Source organism: Paenibacillus silvae (assembly GCF_014639235.1).
Classification (GTDB): Bacteria; Bacillota; Bacilli; order Paenibacillales; family Paenibacillaceae; genus Paenibacillus; species Paenibacillus silvae.
Window position 1 is genome coordinate 1 of sequence record NZ_BMFU01000021.1, and the last position, 16,097, is coordinate 16,097.

General features: G+C 48.8%; 14 protein-coding genes. 3 read left to right on the top strand and 11 right to left on the bottom strand.

Annotated features, from left to right (window positions below):
- On the top strand, window positions 1-819 hold an 819-nt coding region (locus IEW26_RS28735), incomplete at its 5' end, for a Rossmann-fold NAD(P)-binding domain-containing protein (RefSeq protein WP_505846458.1).
- 1,371 nt (window positions 820-2,190) lie between these two features.
- Here the strand turns inward: IEW26_RS28735 and IEW26_RS28740 are convergent.
- From IEW26_RS28740 to IEW26_RS28785, 10 genes are all read right to left on the bottom strand, one after another.
- A complete protein-coding gene (locus IEW26_RS28740; RefSeq protein ID WP_188594843.1) occupies window positions 2,191-3,843 on the bottom strand; it encodes a hypothetical protein in 1,653 nt (550 codons plus the stop codon).
- A gap of 1 nt (window position 3,844) precedes the next feature.
- Window positions 3,845-4,630 (bottom strand): ABC transporter ATP-binding protein, encoded by a 786-nt coding sequence (locus IEW26_RS28745; protein ID WP_111268478.1) that lies wholly within the window; start codon window positions 4,628-4,630, stop codon window positions 3,845-3,847.
- A 386-nt stretch (window positions 4,631-5,016) separates the two neighbouring features.
- Entirely contained in the window at window positions 5,017-6,522 is a 1,506-nt protein-coding gene (locus tag IEW26_RS28750) for an RICIN domain-containing protein (RefSeq protein WP_373288605.1), read from the bottom strand.
- A gap of 286 nt (window positions 6,523-6,808) precedes the next feature.
- A complete protein-coding gene (locus IEW26_RS28755; RefSeq protein ID WP_188594844.1) occupies window positions 6,809-7,456 on the bottom strand; it encodes a PepSY domain-containing protein in 648 nt (215 codons plus the stop codon).
- A gap of 128 nt (window positions 7,457-7,584) precedes the next feature.
- On the bottom strand, window positions 7,585-8,433 hold the full coding sequence (locus tag IEW26_RS28760) for a PepSY domain-containing protein (RefSeq protein ID WP_188594845.1): 849 nt from the start codon (window positions 8,431-8,433) through the stop codon (window positions 7,585-7,587).
- Between the two features lie 81 nt (window positions 8,434-8,514).
- Complete coding sequence (locus IEW26_RS28765; protein ID WP_188594846.1) at window positions 8,515-9,906, bottom strand: sensor histidine kinase; 1,392 nt, start codon at window positions 9,904-9,906, stop codon at window positions 8,515-8,517.
- Window positions 9,903-10,655: a response regulator transcription factor gene (locus IEW26_RS28770; protein WP_188594866.1), complete on the bottom strand. Its 753-nt coding sequence runs from the start codon at window positions 10,653-10,655 to the stop codon at window positions 9,903-9,905. The genes IEW26_RS28765 and IEW26_RS28770 overlap by 4 nt, the downstream gene beginning before the upstream one ends.
- Before the next feature lie 54 nt (window positions 10,656-10,709).
- Window positions 10,710-11,354: an SDR family oxidoreductase gene (locus IEW26_RS28775; protein WP_188594847.1), complete on the bottom strand. Its 645-nt coding sequence runs from the start codon at window positions 11,352-11,354 to the stop codon at window positions 10,710-10,712.
- A 257-nt stretch (window positions 11,355-11,611) separates the two neighbouring features.
- Window positions 11,612-12,793: an NAD(P)/FAD-dependent oxidoreductase gene (locus IEW26_RS28780; protein WP_111268467.1), complete on the bottom strand. Its 1,182-nt coding sequence runs from the start codon at window positions 12,791-12,793 to the stop codon at window positions 11,612-11,614.
- Between the two features lie 23 nt (window positions 12,794-12,816).
- On the bottom strand, window positions 12,817-13,263 hold the full coding sequence (locus IEW26_RS28785) for a DUF1641 domain-containing protein (RefSeq protein WP_111268468.1): 447 nt from the start codon (window positions 13,261-13,263) through the stop codon (window positions 12,817-12,819).
- Between the two features lie 750 nt (window positions 13,264-14,013).
- Here IEW26_RS28785 and IEW26_RS28790 point away from each other — a divergent pair.
- Window positions 14,014-14,190, top strand: a complete 177-nt coding sequence (locus tag IEW26_RS28790; protein WP_188594848.1) for a CsbD family protein — start codon at window positions 14,014-14,016, stop codon at window positions 14,188-14,190.
- Window positions 14,191-14,381: 191 nt separating this feature from the next.
- Here IEW26_RS28790 and IEW26_RS28795 read toward each other — a convergent pair whose 3' ends face one another.
- Window positions 14,382-15,383, bottom strand: a complete 1,002-nt coding sequence (locus IEW26_RS28795; RefSeq protein ID WP_188594849.1) for an NAD-dependent epimerase/dehydratase family protein — start codon at window positions 15,381-15,383, stop codon at window positions 14,382-14,384.
- A gap of 153 nt (window positions 15,384-15,536) precedes the next feature.
- On the opposite strand from IEW26_RS28795, the gene IEW26_RS28800 reads away from it, so the two are divergent.
- The gene (locus IEW26_RS28800) at window positions 15,537-16,070 is read left to right on the top strand and encodes a cupin domain-containing protein (protein WP_229730093.1); all 534 of its coding nucleotides are present in this window, start codon (window positions 15,537-15,539) and stop codon (window positions 16,068-16,070) included.
- The last annotated feature ends 27 nt before the right edge of the window (window positions 16,071-16,097 follow it).

The following is a 16,097-nucleotide window of genomic DNA, read 5'->3' on the forward strand; positions in this document are numbered from 1 at the left end:
CCGGGCGTTGAGGCGAATCTAACGGGTGAGGGCAGGCGCGGGATGCATGATCAGGGGACTCAACCGGGCGTTGAGGCGAATCTAACGGGTGAGGGCAGGCATGCGGGGGAGGTGTTGGATGTGCGGGCGCTGCGCTTCCGCGCACTGGGTCGCTGTCTGGAGCGGCTGAACGGACGCTTCGTGACAGGTCTGGATCTGGGCACCACGGCGTCAGACATGGACCAGATCCGGGTGGAGACAGCATATGTGACGGATACTACAGGCTCGCTAGGCGCAAAAGATGACTTCACCGCCGACATGACCGCCTATGGCGTGTACATCGGCATTGTCACTTCACTGCGCCATGAGGGCGTAGCCGCTCTGCAGGGCATCTCCGTTGCCGTCCAGGGACTGGGCAAGGTCGGGTATGCCCTGTGCCGTTACCTGCACGCAGCCGGGGCACGGCTGATCGTGGCAGACGTTGTACCGGAACGTGTACAACGTGCCCTTGTGCAGTTCAGCGGCGCCATTTCGGCCGATCCGGCCCGTATTCACGCCGCTGACTGCATGGTGTTCGCCCCCTGTGCCTTGGGGGGCGTCATAACCCCGGCGCGCGGCATCCTGTACGCGCCTGACTATGTGCTGAACGCAGGCGGCATTATTAGCACCGCCTGCGAACTGCAGGGCGCCGGGCCTGACCTGATCCGCCAGAAGGTGGCGGGGATTGCAGGCACGCTCGGCAAGGTATACGCAGAAGCTGCGCGTTCTGACATCTCCACCCTGGAAGCAGCAGACCGTCTGGCTGAAGCCATTCTGAGCACAGGCCAGGCCAGCCAGTAAAAGCAGCACAGTCAAAGCATGCTCAAAATCCTATCTCACCACAGTTGAAGCACCCCAGCTACGGGTCACATAGGCGAATACCAGAGCTAGTGAAAATGCTATGTGCCACGCAATATGAGGAATGCCTGCTCCCCAACTTGTTACTACATCACTTCATACGCTATGGCAATCTCGGGGGGAATTATTAGGCACTTTCTTTTTATCGCTGACCGGCATTCTAACGAATCCTAGAAACCTTATTTTGCCCAAAATAGGCTCTTTGGAATTCTAACGATTCGAGGAGACGCTATTTCAGTAAATTAGCCCGTTTTCGCCCTGTTTCAGGCGAGTTTGGGTCAAATAGCGTCGCTGTGAATCGTTAGATTTTAAAAACCCAAAAAACTAGACAAATAAGCTCTCTCCGAATCGTTAGCGCATCGGGCGACAGGCTGCTCATCATGCACCTACCCGGCGGCGCTTTACTCTAATTACTTGACTTCATATACTCCATTCCACTACAATCCGCTTGCTTGCTTAGCTATTCGCTTTGCTTAACGACTTTGCATTTCGCTTTGCTTTTGCACTGTTTTCGCTCTGCTTTTCTTTTCCTCTACTTTTGCTTTGCTATTTACCCTACTTTTACTCTACCGCGCTCTGCTTTGACCCACTTTTCTCTGCTTTTGATATACTTTCCCATGCTCTTCCTCTGCTTCCGCTATACTTCCCTATCCTTATCCTCTACTTTTGCTTTGCTTCTGCTCTGCTTTTACTCTACTACACTCTACCTTGATCCACTTTGCTTTGCTCTGATCTTATTTTAAATTGCTTTGCCTCACTTTTTGCCTGTTTTTTCGTGACTGAGTTTACCCCACCGCTAACCTGTTATCTGAATTATCCATAGCTATTTGACGTTAGTTTTCAATCCTTACCTTTAGTACGCGTATGCGGTCCCTCGTCAATCTCCAATCTTTAATCTTCAATTTTTAATTTCTAGTCTTTAATCATCACTCTCCGGTCTTTTGTCTCTAATCTTCGTTCTTCTGTCTTCGTTCTTCTGTCTTCAGTCTTCGTTCTTTGGTCTTCAGTCTTTGATCTTTGGTCTTTGATCTTTGGTCTTTGATCTTTGGTCTTTGATCTTTGGTCTTTGATCTACAGCCTAGTCTTGCCTTGTCTCTAGACCTTGTCTTTCCTCCTCAACCTTCTGTCATTATCCGTTCCGCCCCCGCAAGGAGCTGCCAGAACAGGCATAGTAACTAAGAATAGTTTTCAAACATGAAACTATAGTCCTTATCCTTTATTCATTAATCTTTATCCTTTCATTCATTAATCCTTATCCTTCAGTCCCCAATCTTTATTCGTTAGTACTTATCCGTGCCCTTACCCACCAGTCGCTCAGACGTTCCCCGGCTTCTTCACCTGATAGAGCAACCTCCACAGCAGCACATTAGCCACAATTAAAATCACACCGTAAATCCAGATGCCCCCGGGCAGCGATTTAAACCACACATGAATTCCCCAGAGCATAATTAACACCGGTATAACGATAAGCGCGTACCAGCCGCCTGATTTCTGTGCCATACTGAAGGATTCGGAGAAGGGCGGTGTTCGTAACAGCAGCTTGCCGGACAACGGAACCAGTGCTGAGGAAGCAAACAAAATGATAACAAGGTCAGGCAGGATTCGAGCACCGAATACCCAGGTAAATACAACAGCATTAAGCAGAAACAGCGGTAAAAACAGGTTATACAGGAATGCCTTCAAAGTGCCTTGATATAATACGTTCTCATTGGCTATCGGCACCGCACGGAACACCCATGCCGCCTTGTACTGACCCGAATATCTCAGCACGGTTACCGCAGTTACCACCATAAACAACATAATATACAAGGTGTATGCAAACTCACTTTGACGAAATTCAGCCCAGGTGAACGTTTGCAGCGCAGTTAACCAGAACAGATAAGGAAGCACAAGGGCCAGAGCCAGTACAGGATATACCTGCAGCTTGAACTCACGTTCATTACGCATCAGGCTGGCTGCCAGACGAAAACAAGCCTGCTCCTCTCTGGAGCGGCTGACCAACTTCGCCATGATTCGATCCCATCCTCCCCGGCGACGGCTTGAGGTCTGGCTGACGTGGGCCATTTTTTCCAAGTATAATTCGAAGGATGGCATCAGCTTCACATAGATGATCAGGCATATCACCGGAACGACAACAGCCAGTGCAGTGAACGTATAGATCCACCCGCTGCCTCCACCCGCAAATAACCATTCATATGCGGCTGCGTACCAGATCGGAGGTAAAAACAGCTGCCACCATTCAGGCGTAAAGACCGCTTTAAAATCAATAATTTCGAATGAGCGGATAACAAATTGATATCCGATCGCAATACTTACCGATAACAGAATCTGTATCATATTGATGGCATCCTTCAGCTTTTCCCCGTCCATGAATTTCATCATTAACAGGTAGATCAGGGAAGTGGAGAACAGAATCAGCATATTGATCAGAATAAGTTCAATAAGAAAGACCAGAAAAAATCCAATTCCGTGTTTAACAAGTCCTGCCACCAGCGGCGCAGCTGTCAGTGAACCGCTGAGCAGCAGGAGATACACTCCTGTATGAATAGCCCGTGCCATTCCCACGGTCCGTGCATTCACCGGTTTGGTCATCACAATATTGCGATCCCGGATATCCAGCAGCACAGATGAGAAATCCGAAATCATAGAACTCATAATCATAAACATCAGGATGCCGTACACAAGTCCCATCTGCAGCATGAAATGACCTGTGTTCCAGATGACAAAAGGAACCATAATGATGCCCATCAGGGCATACAGCCAGAGGGAGCGGATATAGTGATTGCTATCTGCATTATCCTTGCTCTTGGCCCTTGCCGACATGATGGTAGGGACCCTGCGCTGATCCATCTGAAATTTCACTCGCAGAATAAGGCGGAGTACATCGTAATCTGCTCCTGTCCTGGCGATGATTGGCCGGAAGCGATCCAGTATTTTCAACGTACGGAAGTCGGAGGATTCCGCCATATCATTGCACCTCCTGTACAATGGACACAAAGCGCTCCGCAATCGCTCTATGCTCATTAAAACCTGTCAACTGATTGAACACTTCCTCAAGTGAGCCTTCCATCGACTGCTCCTGAAGCTGCTTGAACGTACCATCCGCCACCACACGCCCCTCGGCAATGAGCACAATCCGACTGCTGATCTTCTCCACAACATCCATAATGTGTGATGAATAGAAGATGGTTGTACCCTTGGCGGATAGCTGTGACAAAATCTCTTTGACCACCATCACACTATTGGCATCCAGTCCACTGAGCGGTTCATCCAGAAACAGCAGATCAGGATCATGCAGCAGCGCCGAGATCAGCAGCACTTTCTGACGCATACCTTTGGAGAAGCTGGCAATGCGGGAATGATATGATTTTTCCAGTCCAAAACAATCCATCAACCGCTTTGCTTTATAGTCCGCATCCTCATAAGACAAGCCATATAATTCTCCGATAAACGTCAAATACTCCGCCGGCGTTAATTGTTCGTACAGCTCTGCCACCTCTGGCACATAACCGATTCTCCGCTTGTACTCCACATCACCATCTGCGATATTTCTCCCAAAAATACGGACGTCACCAATATATCCCTCAACGAGCCCGAGCAAAATTTTAACGGTGGTACTCTTGCCTGCACCATTCGGCCCGATATAACCAATCATTTCTCCACGTTTGACTTCCAGATCGATGCCATTCAGAACGTAACGCCCGTTATATCTCATACGTAAGCCTTCAATAGACAACACATGCTGTTCAGTCACTTTATCCTCCAACCCCTATCTCTTTCTTCATGTTATAGTAAAGCCTAAGCTTCCGGTGTAGCTTTCTTGCAGAAAATTTTCAAACGAAAGCTCCGCTTTTTCAGTTTTTGTCTGGTTCGTTAATGTTAAAAAAAACAGTTCAACTTAGCTTATATTGATTTCAATAATAAAACTATTTTACCACTTTTCGGGTCAAACGGATGGGATTTATGCAAATCATTCGACTGTTGCTCCTCAAACAACAAAGATTGCTCCTTTTATGTACGGATACTATTAATAAACAAAAAGCTCCCCCTGACCTTATGGCAGTAGAGAGCTCATTCTTCATACTGATGAATGAATACATAAATCGTTTCAAGATGCACATGAGGGTGATAAAGTGCAGCTTACTGCACCTTCACGATCTGAAATTGCTGATTGGTTCCTCCGTTATCCGACCACTGAATAGCTGCTGCTCCATCTGCCAGAGATTGACCCGAGATGTCGAGTACTTTGCCTGTGCTTCGGTTCTTCAGCTTGTAATAACCGCCGCCAACATGCACAAGCTGCCAGTGCTGGCTTTCCCAGCCGCCATCGCTCCATTGCTCAATGACAGCTCCATCCGCGGTGGAGCCATTTTCTACTCCGATCAGCTTGCCGCTGGAGCGGTTAATTATTTTGACGTAACCTCCGCCTGCATCCGTAATCTGCCACTGCTGACTTGTTAATCCGCCGTCTGCCCGCTGCTCCAGGTCAGCTCCGTTGGCTGCAGAACCTCCAATGACGCTCAGCAGCTTATTGCTTTTCCGGCTGATCATCTGATAGGATGCGCTCGGGTCAAATACATCAGGCCCGTTCAGACCCGTCACGACCCCGCTTGCCGTATCCATGGTGATGCTGCTGGACCAGTTCATCGCAAGACTTGTTGTACTTGGGAAGGATAGAGGAAGCCACACATATTTGGAATCTTGTACAGGGCCGCTCCATGCTCCCGCCCAGCGATCTCCCATATAAAGATAGGATGTTGTCTGCGAACCCTCCACTGGAACAACATAAGCAGATTGTGATCCATACGTTGTACTGTCTCCAAAATTACTAAGGCCGCTCCAGGTTCCTGTTATACTGGAAGCTGTCGCATATTTAGCTTGATTCGGGCTCCATCCGGTTGCACCTGAAGTGATTAGGAAATAGACTCCGTTGCGCTTGAAAAGCGCTGGCGCTTCACGGTACTGTCCCGGCCACAGTGTGGTCACGAGAGACTCCACACCCAGAAAATCTGGTGTCAGCTTATAGATGTTCAGGTCGGCATTCACACGTGTCGCCGAAATCAGATAAGCGGTGCCATTGTCGTTATACACGGTCATATCTCTGGAATCATATCCGAGCGGGCGAAAACTGCCTACGTAAGTGTAATTGCCATCTACCGTGCTGGATGTAGCGACCGCCACTTTAGCTTCCCCGTAATCAACGCCATTCTCTTTGTGCATCCAAAGGACATACTTTCCTGTTGTACTGTTATAGATGACTTTAGGACGTTCAATGTTGGAAAGGTTCAACTCGGATGCAGAACTGCTGGTAAGCACATCGTTGCGATACTCCCAGTTTTTCAGGTCTGATGAACGATAGACGGATACAGCCTTGAATGTACCATTCCCATTGCGATTCTCACCGAACCAGTAATAATATCCGTTTGCCTTGATCATACCTCCCCCATGGGCATGAATAACATTCCCATTCGTATCCTTGAACTGCACACCATTGGTTACTTGTACTGGAGCTGCCGATACATCAGAAACCTGGGCAAATAACATGCCTAGTGATTGCAGCACTAGTACCAATGCAAGGATATAACACCATAGCCGGGTCAAACGACGTATATCTTTATTCTTTGGTTGATGGCTGTAAACATCCATATAAGATACACCTCCCAATTTATAAAGCGCTTACAAAAAAAGAAAAATGATCACTTTACTTTTTACGCTCCCTTTGCCTCCAATCATGATGCGATTCATCCTGTGCACTATATACTGTGGTATTCCTCAAACATCACCTCCATAGTTCCAATTGTATCCAACCGCTCTTGGCGTGCATAGTGAACAATTCGCCGATTGATGTACAATCTATCCATTTAATATAGACGCACTGAAAAAAAGCACTTCATATCGAAGTGCTTCCTGCTATACCCGCTATAGAAAGGCATCAATCCTCATCATCAAAATCCTGATCTACCGAGAGCACTTTGCCCGTGTTCGCGTCGATATCTACATCCGCCTCACCCTGAGCCGTTCTCAGCTCGATCTCATACATATAGCGTCCATGCTCACGGTCCAGTTCAACCTTTGTCACTTTGCCGCCGCTCACCTGTTTCAATGCGATATCGGAAGCCTGGGCTGCTGTCAGTTTAACCTGATTGGAAACTGCCGTGCTTGAAGAACTGCCTGCTGCCCCACGATTCTCATTATCGTTATCATCATCATCGTCATTCACAATTGCCAGGATTTTGCCTGTATACGCATCCAGTCGAACATTCACATCAGGACTGCCTTTCCGATCAATCTCGACTTCATAGAAGGTCTGTCCATTTCTGCGCTCCAGATCGACATCGTCAACCTTACCCTCCACCGCTTTCAGAGCGATTTCTTTCGCTTGTGCTATAGTGAGCAGTTTGCCTGTGCTGCTCTGATTTGAAGTAACAGACGGTGTCGTTGAGGCTGCAGACTGCGTAGTAACAGATTGCACCTTCGGAGCTGGCTGTCCATTTATATTGCCGCTGGCTGCCACGGCCGATCCACCAAGCAGCACCGCTGCGGACAAGCTGCCGATCCATAGTTTATGTTTGTTCATCATCATCATTCATCTCCTCGGTTATGTTCTCGTTCTTGGCTACAGGTATATCGTACCCTGCCCAGATGAGAGCTTGGCGAGAGAAAGATTAGAATTAGATGAGAAAATCAGGTGTTCTTTTAACATATTTGTTAATCATCATCTTTGTCCCATGTCACCGATCGGATGGCACCGGATATGGCATTGACCTGAACAGTAGCCTCTCGCCCATCCTCCAGATCAATTTCGACCAGATAATAGGGATTACCGCTGTTTGTGCCACGCAGCTCTACATCGTCCACTTCGCCAGGCACTCTGGACAACGCCTTCTGCTTGGCCTGCTTCTCGCTTAGAAACTTCGGCTCACTTGTCGTGCCTCCCGCTTCAGATGAGGGGTCAGCCTTGATCGCATTGGAGGACAGAACCTCACCTGTATATGGATCCATCGTCAGCTCCTGACGGCTGTTATCCTTGGCTTTGACCACGGCGGAGTAAACAGGACTGCCCTGCTGCTCCACCAGCTCCAAGGATACCAGCTGCTCGCCTGCTCTTTGCTTCAAGAGCTCGGACTTCATCTGCTCGCGGCTCAACAACGTCTTCTCTTCAACCTGCGGACTTGTCTCCAGCCGCTGGATAGATTGAACTGCTGCTGTCGTAGCATTAACCTGCACATCATATAATCCCGTCTCCGAACGAAGCTGAATCATATAGGCGCCGTCCTGCAACGTAGAATGGAGAATCTCTCCCGGATATTGGGCCAGCACAGCTTGTGCTGCCGCATCAGCAGACAACTGCTCACGACCAGGCTCCCACGGCTTCCACCACACAACTGCTACAAGAAGCCCCACTGCCAATACCCCGGTCCCCCACCACAGCAGCCTTCGCAATCCTGTTCCTGTGTTACGGCTGTGACGAGCATCATCTCTATTCCCTTGCCCCTGTTTCTGCTCACTTCGTTTCATCTCTGGCCGCTGTCCCTGTCCCTGTCCACGTCCATCCATCCATACTCCCCCTCACATTCTTCCGCTGTGCTCAAGTTATTGATATCGTTCCCCCGATTATAGAAGAGAAGGATTAGAATTTCATGAGAGCGGACGGTCAGGGCTGTCTGATTCGGATCGTGGCAAAATAATACAAGCCTCCGTACCCACACCCTCGGTACTGGTTAGTTCAATCTGTGCTCCCACAGCGCCTGCCAGCTCTTTGGCAAGAGATAAACCAAGCCCGGACCCGCGAGCACCGCGGCTGCGCGTTCTGGACACATCCACCTGATAGAAACGATCGAATACCTTCGCCAGTTCTTCCTCATGAATACCAATGCCTTTATCCACGATCCGTATCCGGCATCTCTCACCCCGAGTATCCAGCTTCACCTCAATAGCATCCTCACTATATTTCCGCGCATTATCCAGTAAAATAAACAGCATCTGCTTCAGCTTGCTCTCATCGCTGATTGCCCAGATTGAACCCGGAGTATCCGAGTAACACCGCACTTCACGGTGGTACGCTTCACGGAATGCACGGGTGGACGCTGTAGCCAGCTCTGCAATATCCACAGGCTGCAGCTGCACGTTCCATTGCTCCGACTGCTTTGCCAGCATCAGCAGCTGCTCCGTCATCTCCCGCATGCGTACCGATTCAGACAGAATCGCCTCCACGGCCTCGTCGAATACTTCTGGCCGCTCCTTGCCTCGGCGCTTGAGCAGACTGGCGTAGCTTTCGATAATGGTCAGCGGTGTTTTCAGTTCATGCGAAGCATCAGATACGAAACGCTCCTGCCGTTCAAAGTTCGATTCAAGCAGCTCGATCATCCGGTTGAACGTCTGGCCCATCGTATGTAATTCATCCTTTGACTTTTCCTCCAGTGGAAGCCGTTTGAATTGCCCACTAGCTTGAATATCACTCATCGTACGTGTCATCTGCTGAATAGGTCTTGCCATCCTGTTGGCCAGAATACGGCTGGACACCGCAGCAGGAATTAACGCAACAATAGTAACGATAACCAGCACAGTGCGCAAAGTAGCAAGCCCGCCCTCTGTTTCAGCCACGCTCTGCGTCACCTGTAGATTGACCACTTCTCCATCTGGCCAGATTAGCGGCATCGAAACCCGTACATAACCGATCTGATCAACCTGTACATACTCCGATTTCGTCTTGTTTTCATACTGATACGGCAGCTTGCTGAGCCGCTCCGATGTTCCTGTTGTCGTTACTGGCGAACTGCTCCCGTCTTCATGTACGATACGAAGCATGCCGTTGACAGGCGCATAGGCCCGCAGCAGATCATCGGGTGGAATCGAGTCGGCAGACTGACGCACTCCTGTCACGATGGACTCCGCCTCCGCTTCCACACGGCGAATCTCATTATTTATGGATATCCGCTCAAACACGAGGTATACAGACAGATTCACTGCAATTAACAGCACGGCAAATAAAACCGACGAGTATCCGTAGATTTTACTGCGCAGGCTCATGATTGCTCCTTCAGGACGTATCCTACGCCCCTCACCGTATGTATCAAGGGCGGTGTGAATCCGTTATCCACCTTTTTGCGCACATAACGGATATACACGTCCACCACATTGGTGTCCCCATAATAATCGTATCCCCACACAGACTGCACTATCTGCTCACGACTCAGCACCTGACGCTGGTTGCGCAGCAGATACACCAGCAGATCAAACTCACGGGGGGTAAGCTCAATGGCTTGTCCATCCCGAAATACCTCGCGTGTGCCTTCATGCAGCTTCAAGTTTGCAGCTGTCAGCCACTCCTCCTGTGCTTCATGCAGCTGACTCACTATTCCCTGCTCTGCTTCCTGCCCGGAAGCAGCAGCCGTCAACCTTGCAGAGACGGTTGCGGCAAGGCGCAGCGCAGCTCGCACTCTCGCCAGCAGCTCTTCGATCTGAAACGGCTTGGTGATATAGTCATTGGCCCCGAGGTCCAGACCGGACACTTTATCTTCAACGGAATCCTTGGCTGTCAGCATAATAATCGGGACTGCCGCGTCTCTGGACCGAATCCGGCGCAATACCTCGATGCCGCTCAGTCCGGGCAGCATAATGTCGAGCAGAATCAGATCCCACTGTCCTTCTGTGTACTTCTCCAGCCCTTCCGTTCCACTTCCTGCCTTTGTGACCTGATATCCCTCATACTGTAATTCCAGTTCAAGCAGCCTTGCAATTTTGGGCTCATCCTCGATGATCAGCACAGCTTCATTCATGCCGCTCCCCCTTTGCCACGTCATATCGTTCTCCCGTTATCTTACAACATCTATCTATAAATTGCCCAAAGCATCCGATATGGATTGCCCACCTGCTACCAGATCAAAGGCCATGCGATAAGTCTTTTCTTCTTGCAAAGAGGCTGCGATCACACGTGCCACATCTTCACGAGCAATACTGCCCGGCTTCAGATCGGTACCTGTGGTCACCTTGCCGGTTCCTGGTTCATTTTTCAAGCCCCCAGGACGAATGATGGTATAGTTCAGTTCACTGGCAAACAGCGCCCGGTCTGCAAAATGCTTCGCCACGTAATAGGGTTTGATCTCTTCCGGCCATTTGCTTCGCTGATCTGCCCCATAGGCACTGACCAGAATATATCTGGAAATACCTTGTTTCTCTGCGGCCTCCATCGTTTTTACTGCACCGTCCAGGTCGATGAGCAATGTTTTGTCCGGGCCAGTCGAACCCCCGGAGCCTGCTGTAAACACAATGACACTCTGATCTTTCATGACCTCGGCAAGCTCATCCACTGTACCCTCCAGATCACCCATCACCACCTGTGCGCCCAGTTTCTTTAATGTGTCTGCCTGCTCGGGTTTACGAATCATAGCCGTAACCTGATGTTTGCCTTCCTGTGCCAGCTGTTCAACGAGATGTTTACCGATCTGTCCGTTCGCTCCAATCACCAGTACATTCATCTTTCATTCTCCTCCCGGGTGTACAAGAGAACGGCAAATCGCTCTCCCCAACCTGTTTTTTATGTTTCCATTGATTGGCCTTCGACATCAAAGCCTCGTTCTATCTTTTAAACGAAAGCAGGGGCTTCTAAGCGCAAAAAGCTTGTTCCTCGTATCTATAGTTCTGATTAATATCTGTATGACAGCCCATGTTCATACTCTTATATGCATACCAAAAAAGGACGCCCGACGGGCGCCCCTTGATGTTGTGTTATAGATTAATAAGCCAGTGCGAACAAGCCATGGATGTGGGACAGGTAGCGGATGTTACTTGCTTCCTTCATCATGGTTGCAGGCAGACCTTTCAGGCGAGTCTGGTTGCCACCGATCATGCCGACAGCGTCCTTGCGACCCAGGCTTCCCAGTGTACCGGAGAATACCGGTGTGAAGGATTCCATTGCTCCACCTTTGAACATTACGCCAAGGTTGTGACCAATGGTTTCACCCATTTGCCAAGCCAGCTGTGCTGTTGGAGGGTATGGACGAGCGCCTTCGCTAGGGAAGACCACTGCGCTGTCACCAGCAACAAACACGTCTTTGTGGGATGTGGATTGCAGAACTTCCGTTACTTTCGCACGGCCGCGATCCACTTCAATTCCGCTGTTTGCAACAACCGCATTACCTTGTACGCCACCCGTCCATACGAGTGTATTCGTAGGGATCGAGCTGCCGTCTTTCAGCAATACTTCGTTTTCTTTCATCTCGGTAATCGCTACGCCAACGATGAAGTTTACGCCGCGTTTTTCGAGACTGGATTTTGCACGATCAACCAGCTCTGGCGGGAAACCAGCCAGAATGGAAGGACCTGCTTCTACAGTGTAGAGGGAGATATCGTTGAAATCGATACCTTTCTGTTGGCATACGCCCGGCAGAAGGTCTGCGAATTCACCAACAAGCTCAATACCAGTCAAACCGCCGCCGCCAATAACAAACGTTGCGTCTGCTTTGTTGCCGGATTGTTTGTAAGCATCAAGACGTGCCTCAACGTGTGCACGAATGCGATTAGCATCGTTCACCGATTTGAGGGTGAAGCTGTACTCTTGCAGACCCGGAATTCCGAAGAATGCTGTTTCGCTGCCCAGAGCAACGACGAGTGCATCATAAGAGTATGTGGAGCCACTGGTCATGAGAACTTTTTTCTCGTCAGGCTTGATTGTATCCACCGTATCGATTTTCAGGTTCACATCTTTACCGCGCAGCAATTTTTCCAGTGGAAGAGCAACTGCCTTCTCAGCAATGCTTCCTGCTGCAAGACGGTGCAGTTCCGTAATAATTTGGTGCGTAGGGTACCGGTTCACAACTGTAATTGTTGCTTCTTCCGGTGTCAGGTATTGACGTGCAGTCAGCGCTGTGAGAAGACCGCCGTAACCTCCGCCCAAGATCAAAATTTGCTTCGACATATCCATCCTCCGTTCTTCTAATCTTAACGTTGCTGTTGCCCACGCTCGTTCAGAATGCTCAGGAAAGATTGAGCAAAACGAAGCGTTTGTTGTACGTTTGGATCTTTAAGCATTTTGAGCATAGCGAACAAGCCAACCGAAGCTTGCTCGGTTTGCGCACGGTCATTGGCCTCGATGGCAGCAGAAGCTACCCCTTTGGCTTTTTCTACAACTGGCTTAGCGAATTCACCCATTGCACTCATCGTATCGCTGATCAGAACTTTGTCTGATGCGATGCCTTGTGCAAAGTCATAAGCTTTCGTCATTGCAGTAACCATTTCAGCCAATTTAGGCAGGTTCTCCACCAGTACAGTTAAAGACTCCTGTACCTCGGGCTTCATCAGTTGATCCAGCACGTCCAGGGACTGGCGCTCGGATACGTTGGCGCCTTCTGTTACTGGCACCTCTTGTTGAGTAGGCGATTGTGACATAAGAGAAAGTCCTCCTTTACTTTGGGATAGAAGTCCGCGACTTTCATGATGCCTGTCAAGCTGAGCCGAACCACAAATACATCAATACACTAAATGTACCAAATTTCACACATTAGGATAAGCGTAGCCAGAGACCATCCTCACCTATGCATGGTATGTTGGGTCTGTTGCGCACAACACATGTTGACGCACTAAACGACAAGCAGGCCGAAACCGAACTCTATACCCTTATATTACACCTCTTACACATGAACATGAAAAAGAAATTTTTTACACTTGTGAAGATATTGTGAACATTGTAACAAAATCGATTTTTTTGTCAAGGTGTGTAGACATGTCTCAACCAGTCAGGCATCGTTTTCTAACGTTCAGGTCTACCACATATGGTGTTAAGACATGATCACAATAAACCATATGTACGAAAAGCACATATGAAAGGTGCAATTGAACGTTTTTTCAGAAAAATTTTCCGAAAATATACCGTCCGTGCAACGAATTTGGTCACTTTGGTTATTATGCGGCGTCAGTCCCGGGCTTATACTTCAGGTTAGAACATCTTACTCATTCAAGTATGAACCTGTTCTGACCAGAATGCAAAAAAATACAAAGCAGGCTTATATGCGATGTGTTTCATCTCTATGTTACTTGTGTGGGCAAGTGTCTTAGGAGTGCCTTTTAAAACTATGGCGTTTAAATGATCTTCAGCCCGGTTAATAAACACTACACCAGACAACGAAGGAGATGTTCGATATGAGTAATTCAACTAGCGATAAAATCAAAGCAGGCATTAACAAGGCCAAAGGCGAAGTGAAGGATCAGGTCGGTAACGCAACGAACAACAAATCCCTTCAGGCTGAGGGTAAAATGGATAAGGCCAAAGGGGCCGTTCAGGATAAAGTGGCCGATGTGAAAAAACATCACGAATAATGTACACGGTTTGCACACTCGGTGTATCCGCACGCCTATGGCGTGAATGAATAGGTGCCGCGTGTAAAACTGGCCTGACCGTCCCGGTTCTATCCGTTTGGAACTGTTCTGAACTGCCGGGCCCGGTGACGGAGGTGCAAAAAAGCCAAGGAAGGTGTTGATTGAACCACCCTTCCCTGGCTTTTTTTGTACTACACCGCCGGCACAGCATATCTCGCCATATCAATGATAAAACTTCTGTTCTCGCGTGTTGCGTGATACTCCCGGCTGAATTGCCTTACCCACTCGGCATGCTCCTGATACCACTGGAATGTTTTCTCCAGACCCTGTTCCAGGGTAATCTCTGGATACCATCCAAATGCTGCACGCAGCTTGCCGGAGTGAACCACCAAACTAGATCCTCTGGATTGCGTTGGCTCCTGCTGCCGAATTTCCATCGCTTCAGCGGAACGAGCCAGCGGCTCCATCAGCATACCGATCTCCTGCATCGTCGTCCCGATACCGGTAGAGATATTGTACGTTTGTCCATTCTGACCACTGAGCATAATCTGTTCAATTGCGCGCAGTGCATCATCGATATACAGGAAATCGCGTACGGCCGATCCCTGGATATCCAGTGGCAGTCCATCCAGCATACGTCCAAAATTCCGCGGAATAATGCGATCAGGCAGCTGCCATGGCCCATACAGATTAGTGAGGCGGAATATGTTGACCGGAAGCTGATAACATTGAGCATAAGACATGGCCAGTGTTTCGCAGGCTACTTTGGAAGCAGAGTAAGGGGAAACGGGGCTATATGGGTCTGATTCACGGTAAACTCTACCCCATTCACCGCCGTACACCTCAACGGATGATGCCAGTAAAAGAGGTATGCCATGGGTCAAAGCATATTGCAGGATAGCTTGCGTGCTGAGGGTGTTGTTACGAAATACCTCTGAGGGTTGATGGTACGAATAATCGACGTGAGGCATGGCGGCAAGATGAATAATGTGATCCGTGTCGGGCGGCAGATGAAGGCGATCCTCTGCGAGATTACACTTGATATAAGGCATGTCATGCAGCGGAGAACCGTGAACAAGCCTCTGACAATAGTCGTCCTGATCCAGTAAAGTGACTTGATGTCCCTTCTGCATCAAATAGTGTGACAGATTAAATCCAACAAACCCAGAAGCTCCCGTAATTACAATATTCACTCATGTTCCCCCTATCGAAAAAATGCTGCGAGTACAAGGAAGAAGGTCTATGTATTGAGTATAACCTTAAAATGATACAATTTGTATCATTTTACAGCAATTTTGTTTTATTATATGTATTGAATTGCTTGTTTATACAAAAGGAGGTTATTGATGATGAGTGAAATGCACAATGTGAATGAAGAGTATAGCGGTATTCTGAGCTTTTATTTTCAAGACGACGGTATCATTCCAAATCATCCGCATTATCCCGTTCTGTTGTACAAAGGAGTCTGGCTCGCTGAACCACACTATGCTGAAGCACGTCTGAACCAAAATGGGTGGGGAAACAGTTGGGTTAACGGTGTATTTAACTATCATCATTATCACAGCAACGCTCATGAGGCGCTTGCCGTAATTAACGGGTTTGTCAAGGTAACTCTTGGCGGGGAAAAGGGACAGAAGGTGTACCTGGAGAGCGGGGATGTCGTTGTACTTCCTGCGGGAACTGGCCATAAACGTCTGGAGGCCAGCTCCAATTTTCGGATCGCAGGCGCTTATCCGGGTGGCATGAGCTATAACACCAGAACCGGGGAGCAGGGAGAACGTCCAAAAGTGTTGCAGGAAATTAAGGAGGTTCCTATACCTGTTACAGACCCCGTTTATGGTATAGATGGACCCTTAACCAAGCTGTGGTCAAAGCCCTGATGCTTACTAAAGTACAAAAACAACTGA

Bases quoted from the DNA above. Each gene is read 5' to 3' on its own strand.
- IEW26_RS28740 (WP_188594843.1), bottom strand. From the start codon at position 3,843: ATGGCGGAATCCTCCGACTTCCGTACGTTGAAAATACTGGATCGCTTC.
- IEW26_RS28750 (WP_373288605.1), bottom strand. From the start codon at position 6,522: ATGGATGTTTACAGCCATCAACCAAAGAATAAAGATATACGTCGTTTG.
- IEW26_RS28755 (WP_188594844.1), bottom strand. From the start codon at position 7,456: ATGATGAACAAACATAAACTATGGATCGGCAGCTTGTCCGCAGCGGTG.
- IEW26_RS28760 (WP_188594845.1), bottom strand. From the start codon at position 8,433: ATGGATGGACGTGGACAGGGACAGGGACAGCGGCCAGAGATGAAACGA.
- IEW26_RS28765 (WP_188594846.1), bottom strand. From the start codon at position 9,906: ATGAGCCTGCGCAGTAAAATCTACGGATACTCGTCGGTTTTATTTGCC.
- IEW26_RS28770 (WP_188594866.1), bottom strand. From the start codon at position 10,655: ATGAATGAAGCTGTGCTGATCATCGAGGATGAGCCCAAAATTGCAAGG.
- IEW26_RS28775 (WP_188594847.1), bottom strand. From the start codon at position 11,354: ATGAATGTACTGGTGATTGGAGCGAACGGACAGATCGGTAAACATCTC.
- IEW26_RS28780 (WP_111268467.1), bottom strand. From the start codon at position 12,793: ATGTCGAAGCAAATTTTGATCTTGGGCGGAGGTTACGGCGGTCTTCTC.
- IEW26_RS28785 (WP_111268468.1), bottom strand. From the start codon at position 13,263: ATGTCACAATCGCCTACTCAACAAGAGGTGCCAGTAACAGAAGGCGCC.
- IEW26_RS28790 (WP_188594848.1), top strand. From the start codon at position 14,014: ATGAGTAATTCAACTAGCGATAAAATCAAAGCAGGCATTAACAAGGCC.
- IEW26_RS28800 (WP_229730093.1), top strand. From the start codon at position 15,537: ATGATGAGTGAAATGCACAATGTGAATGAAGAGTATAGCGGTATTCTG.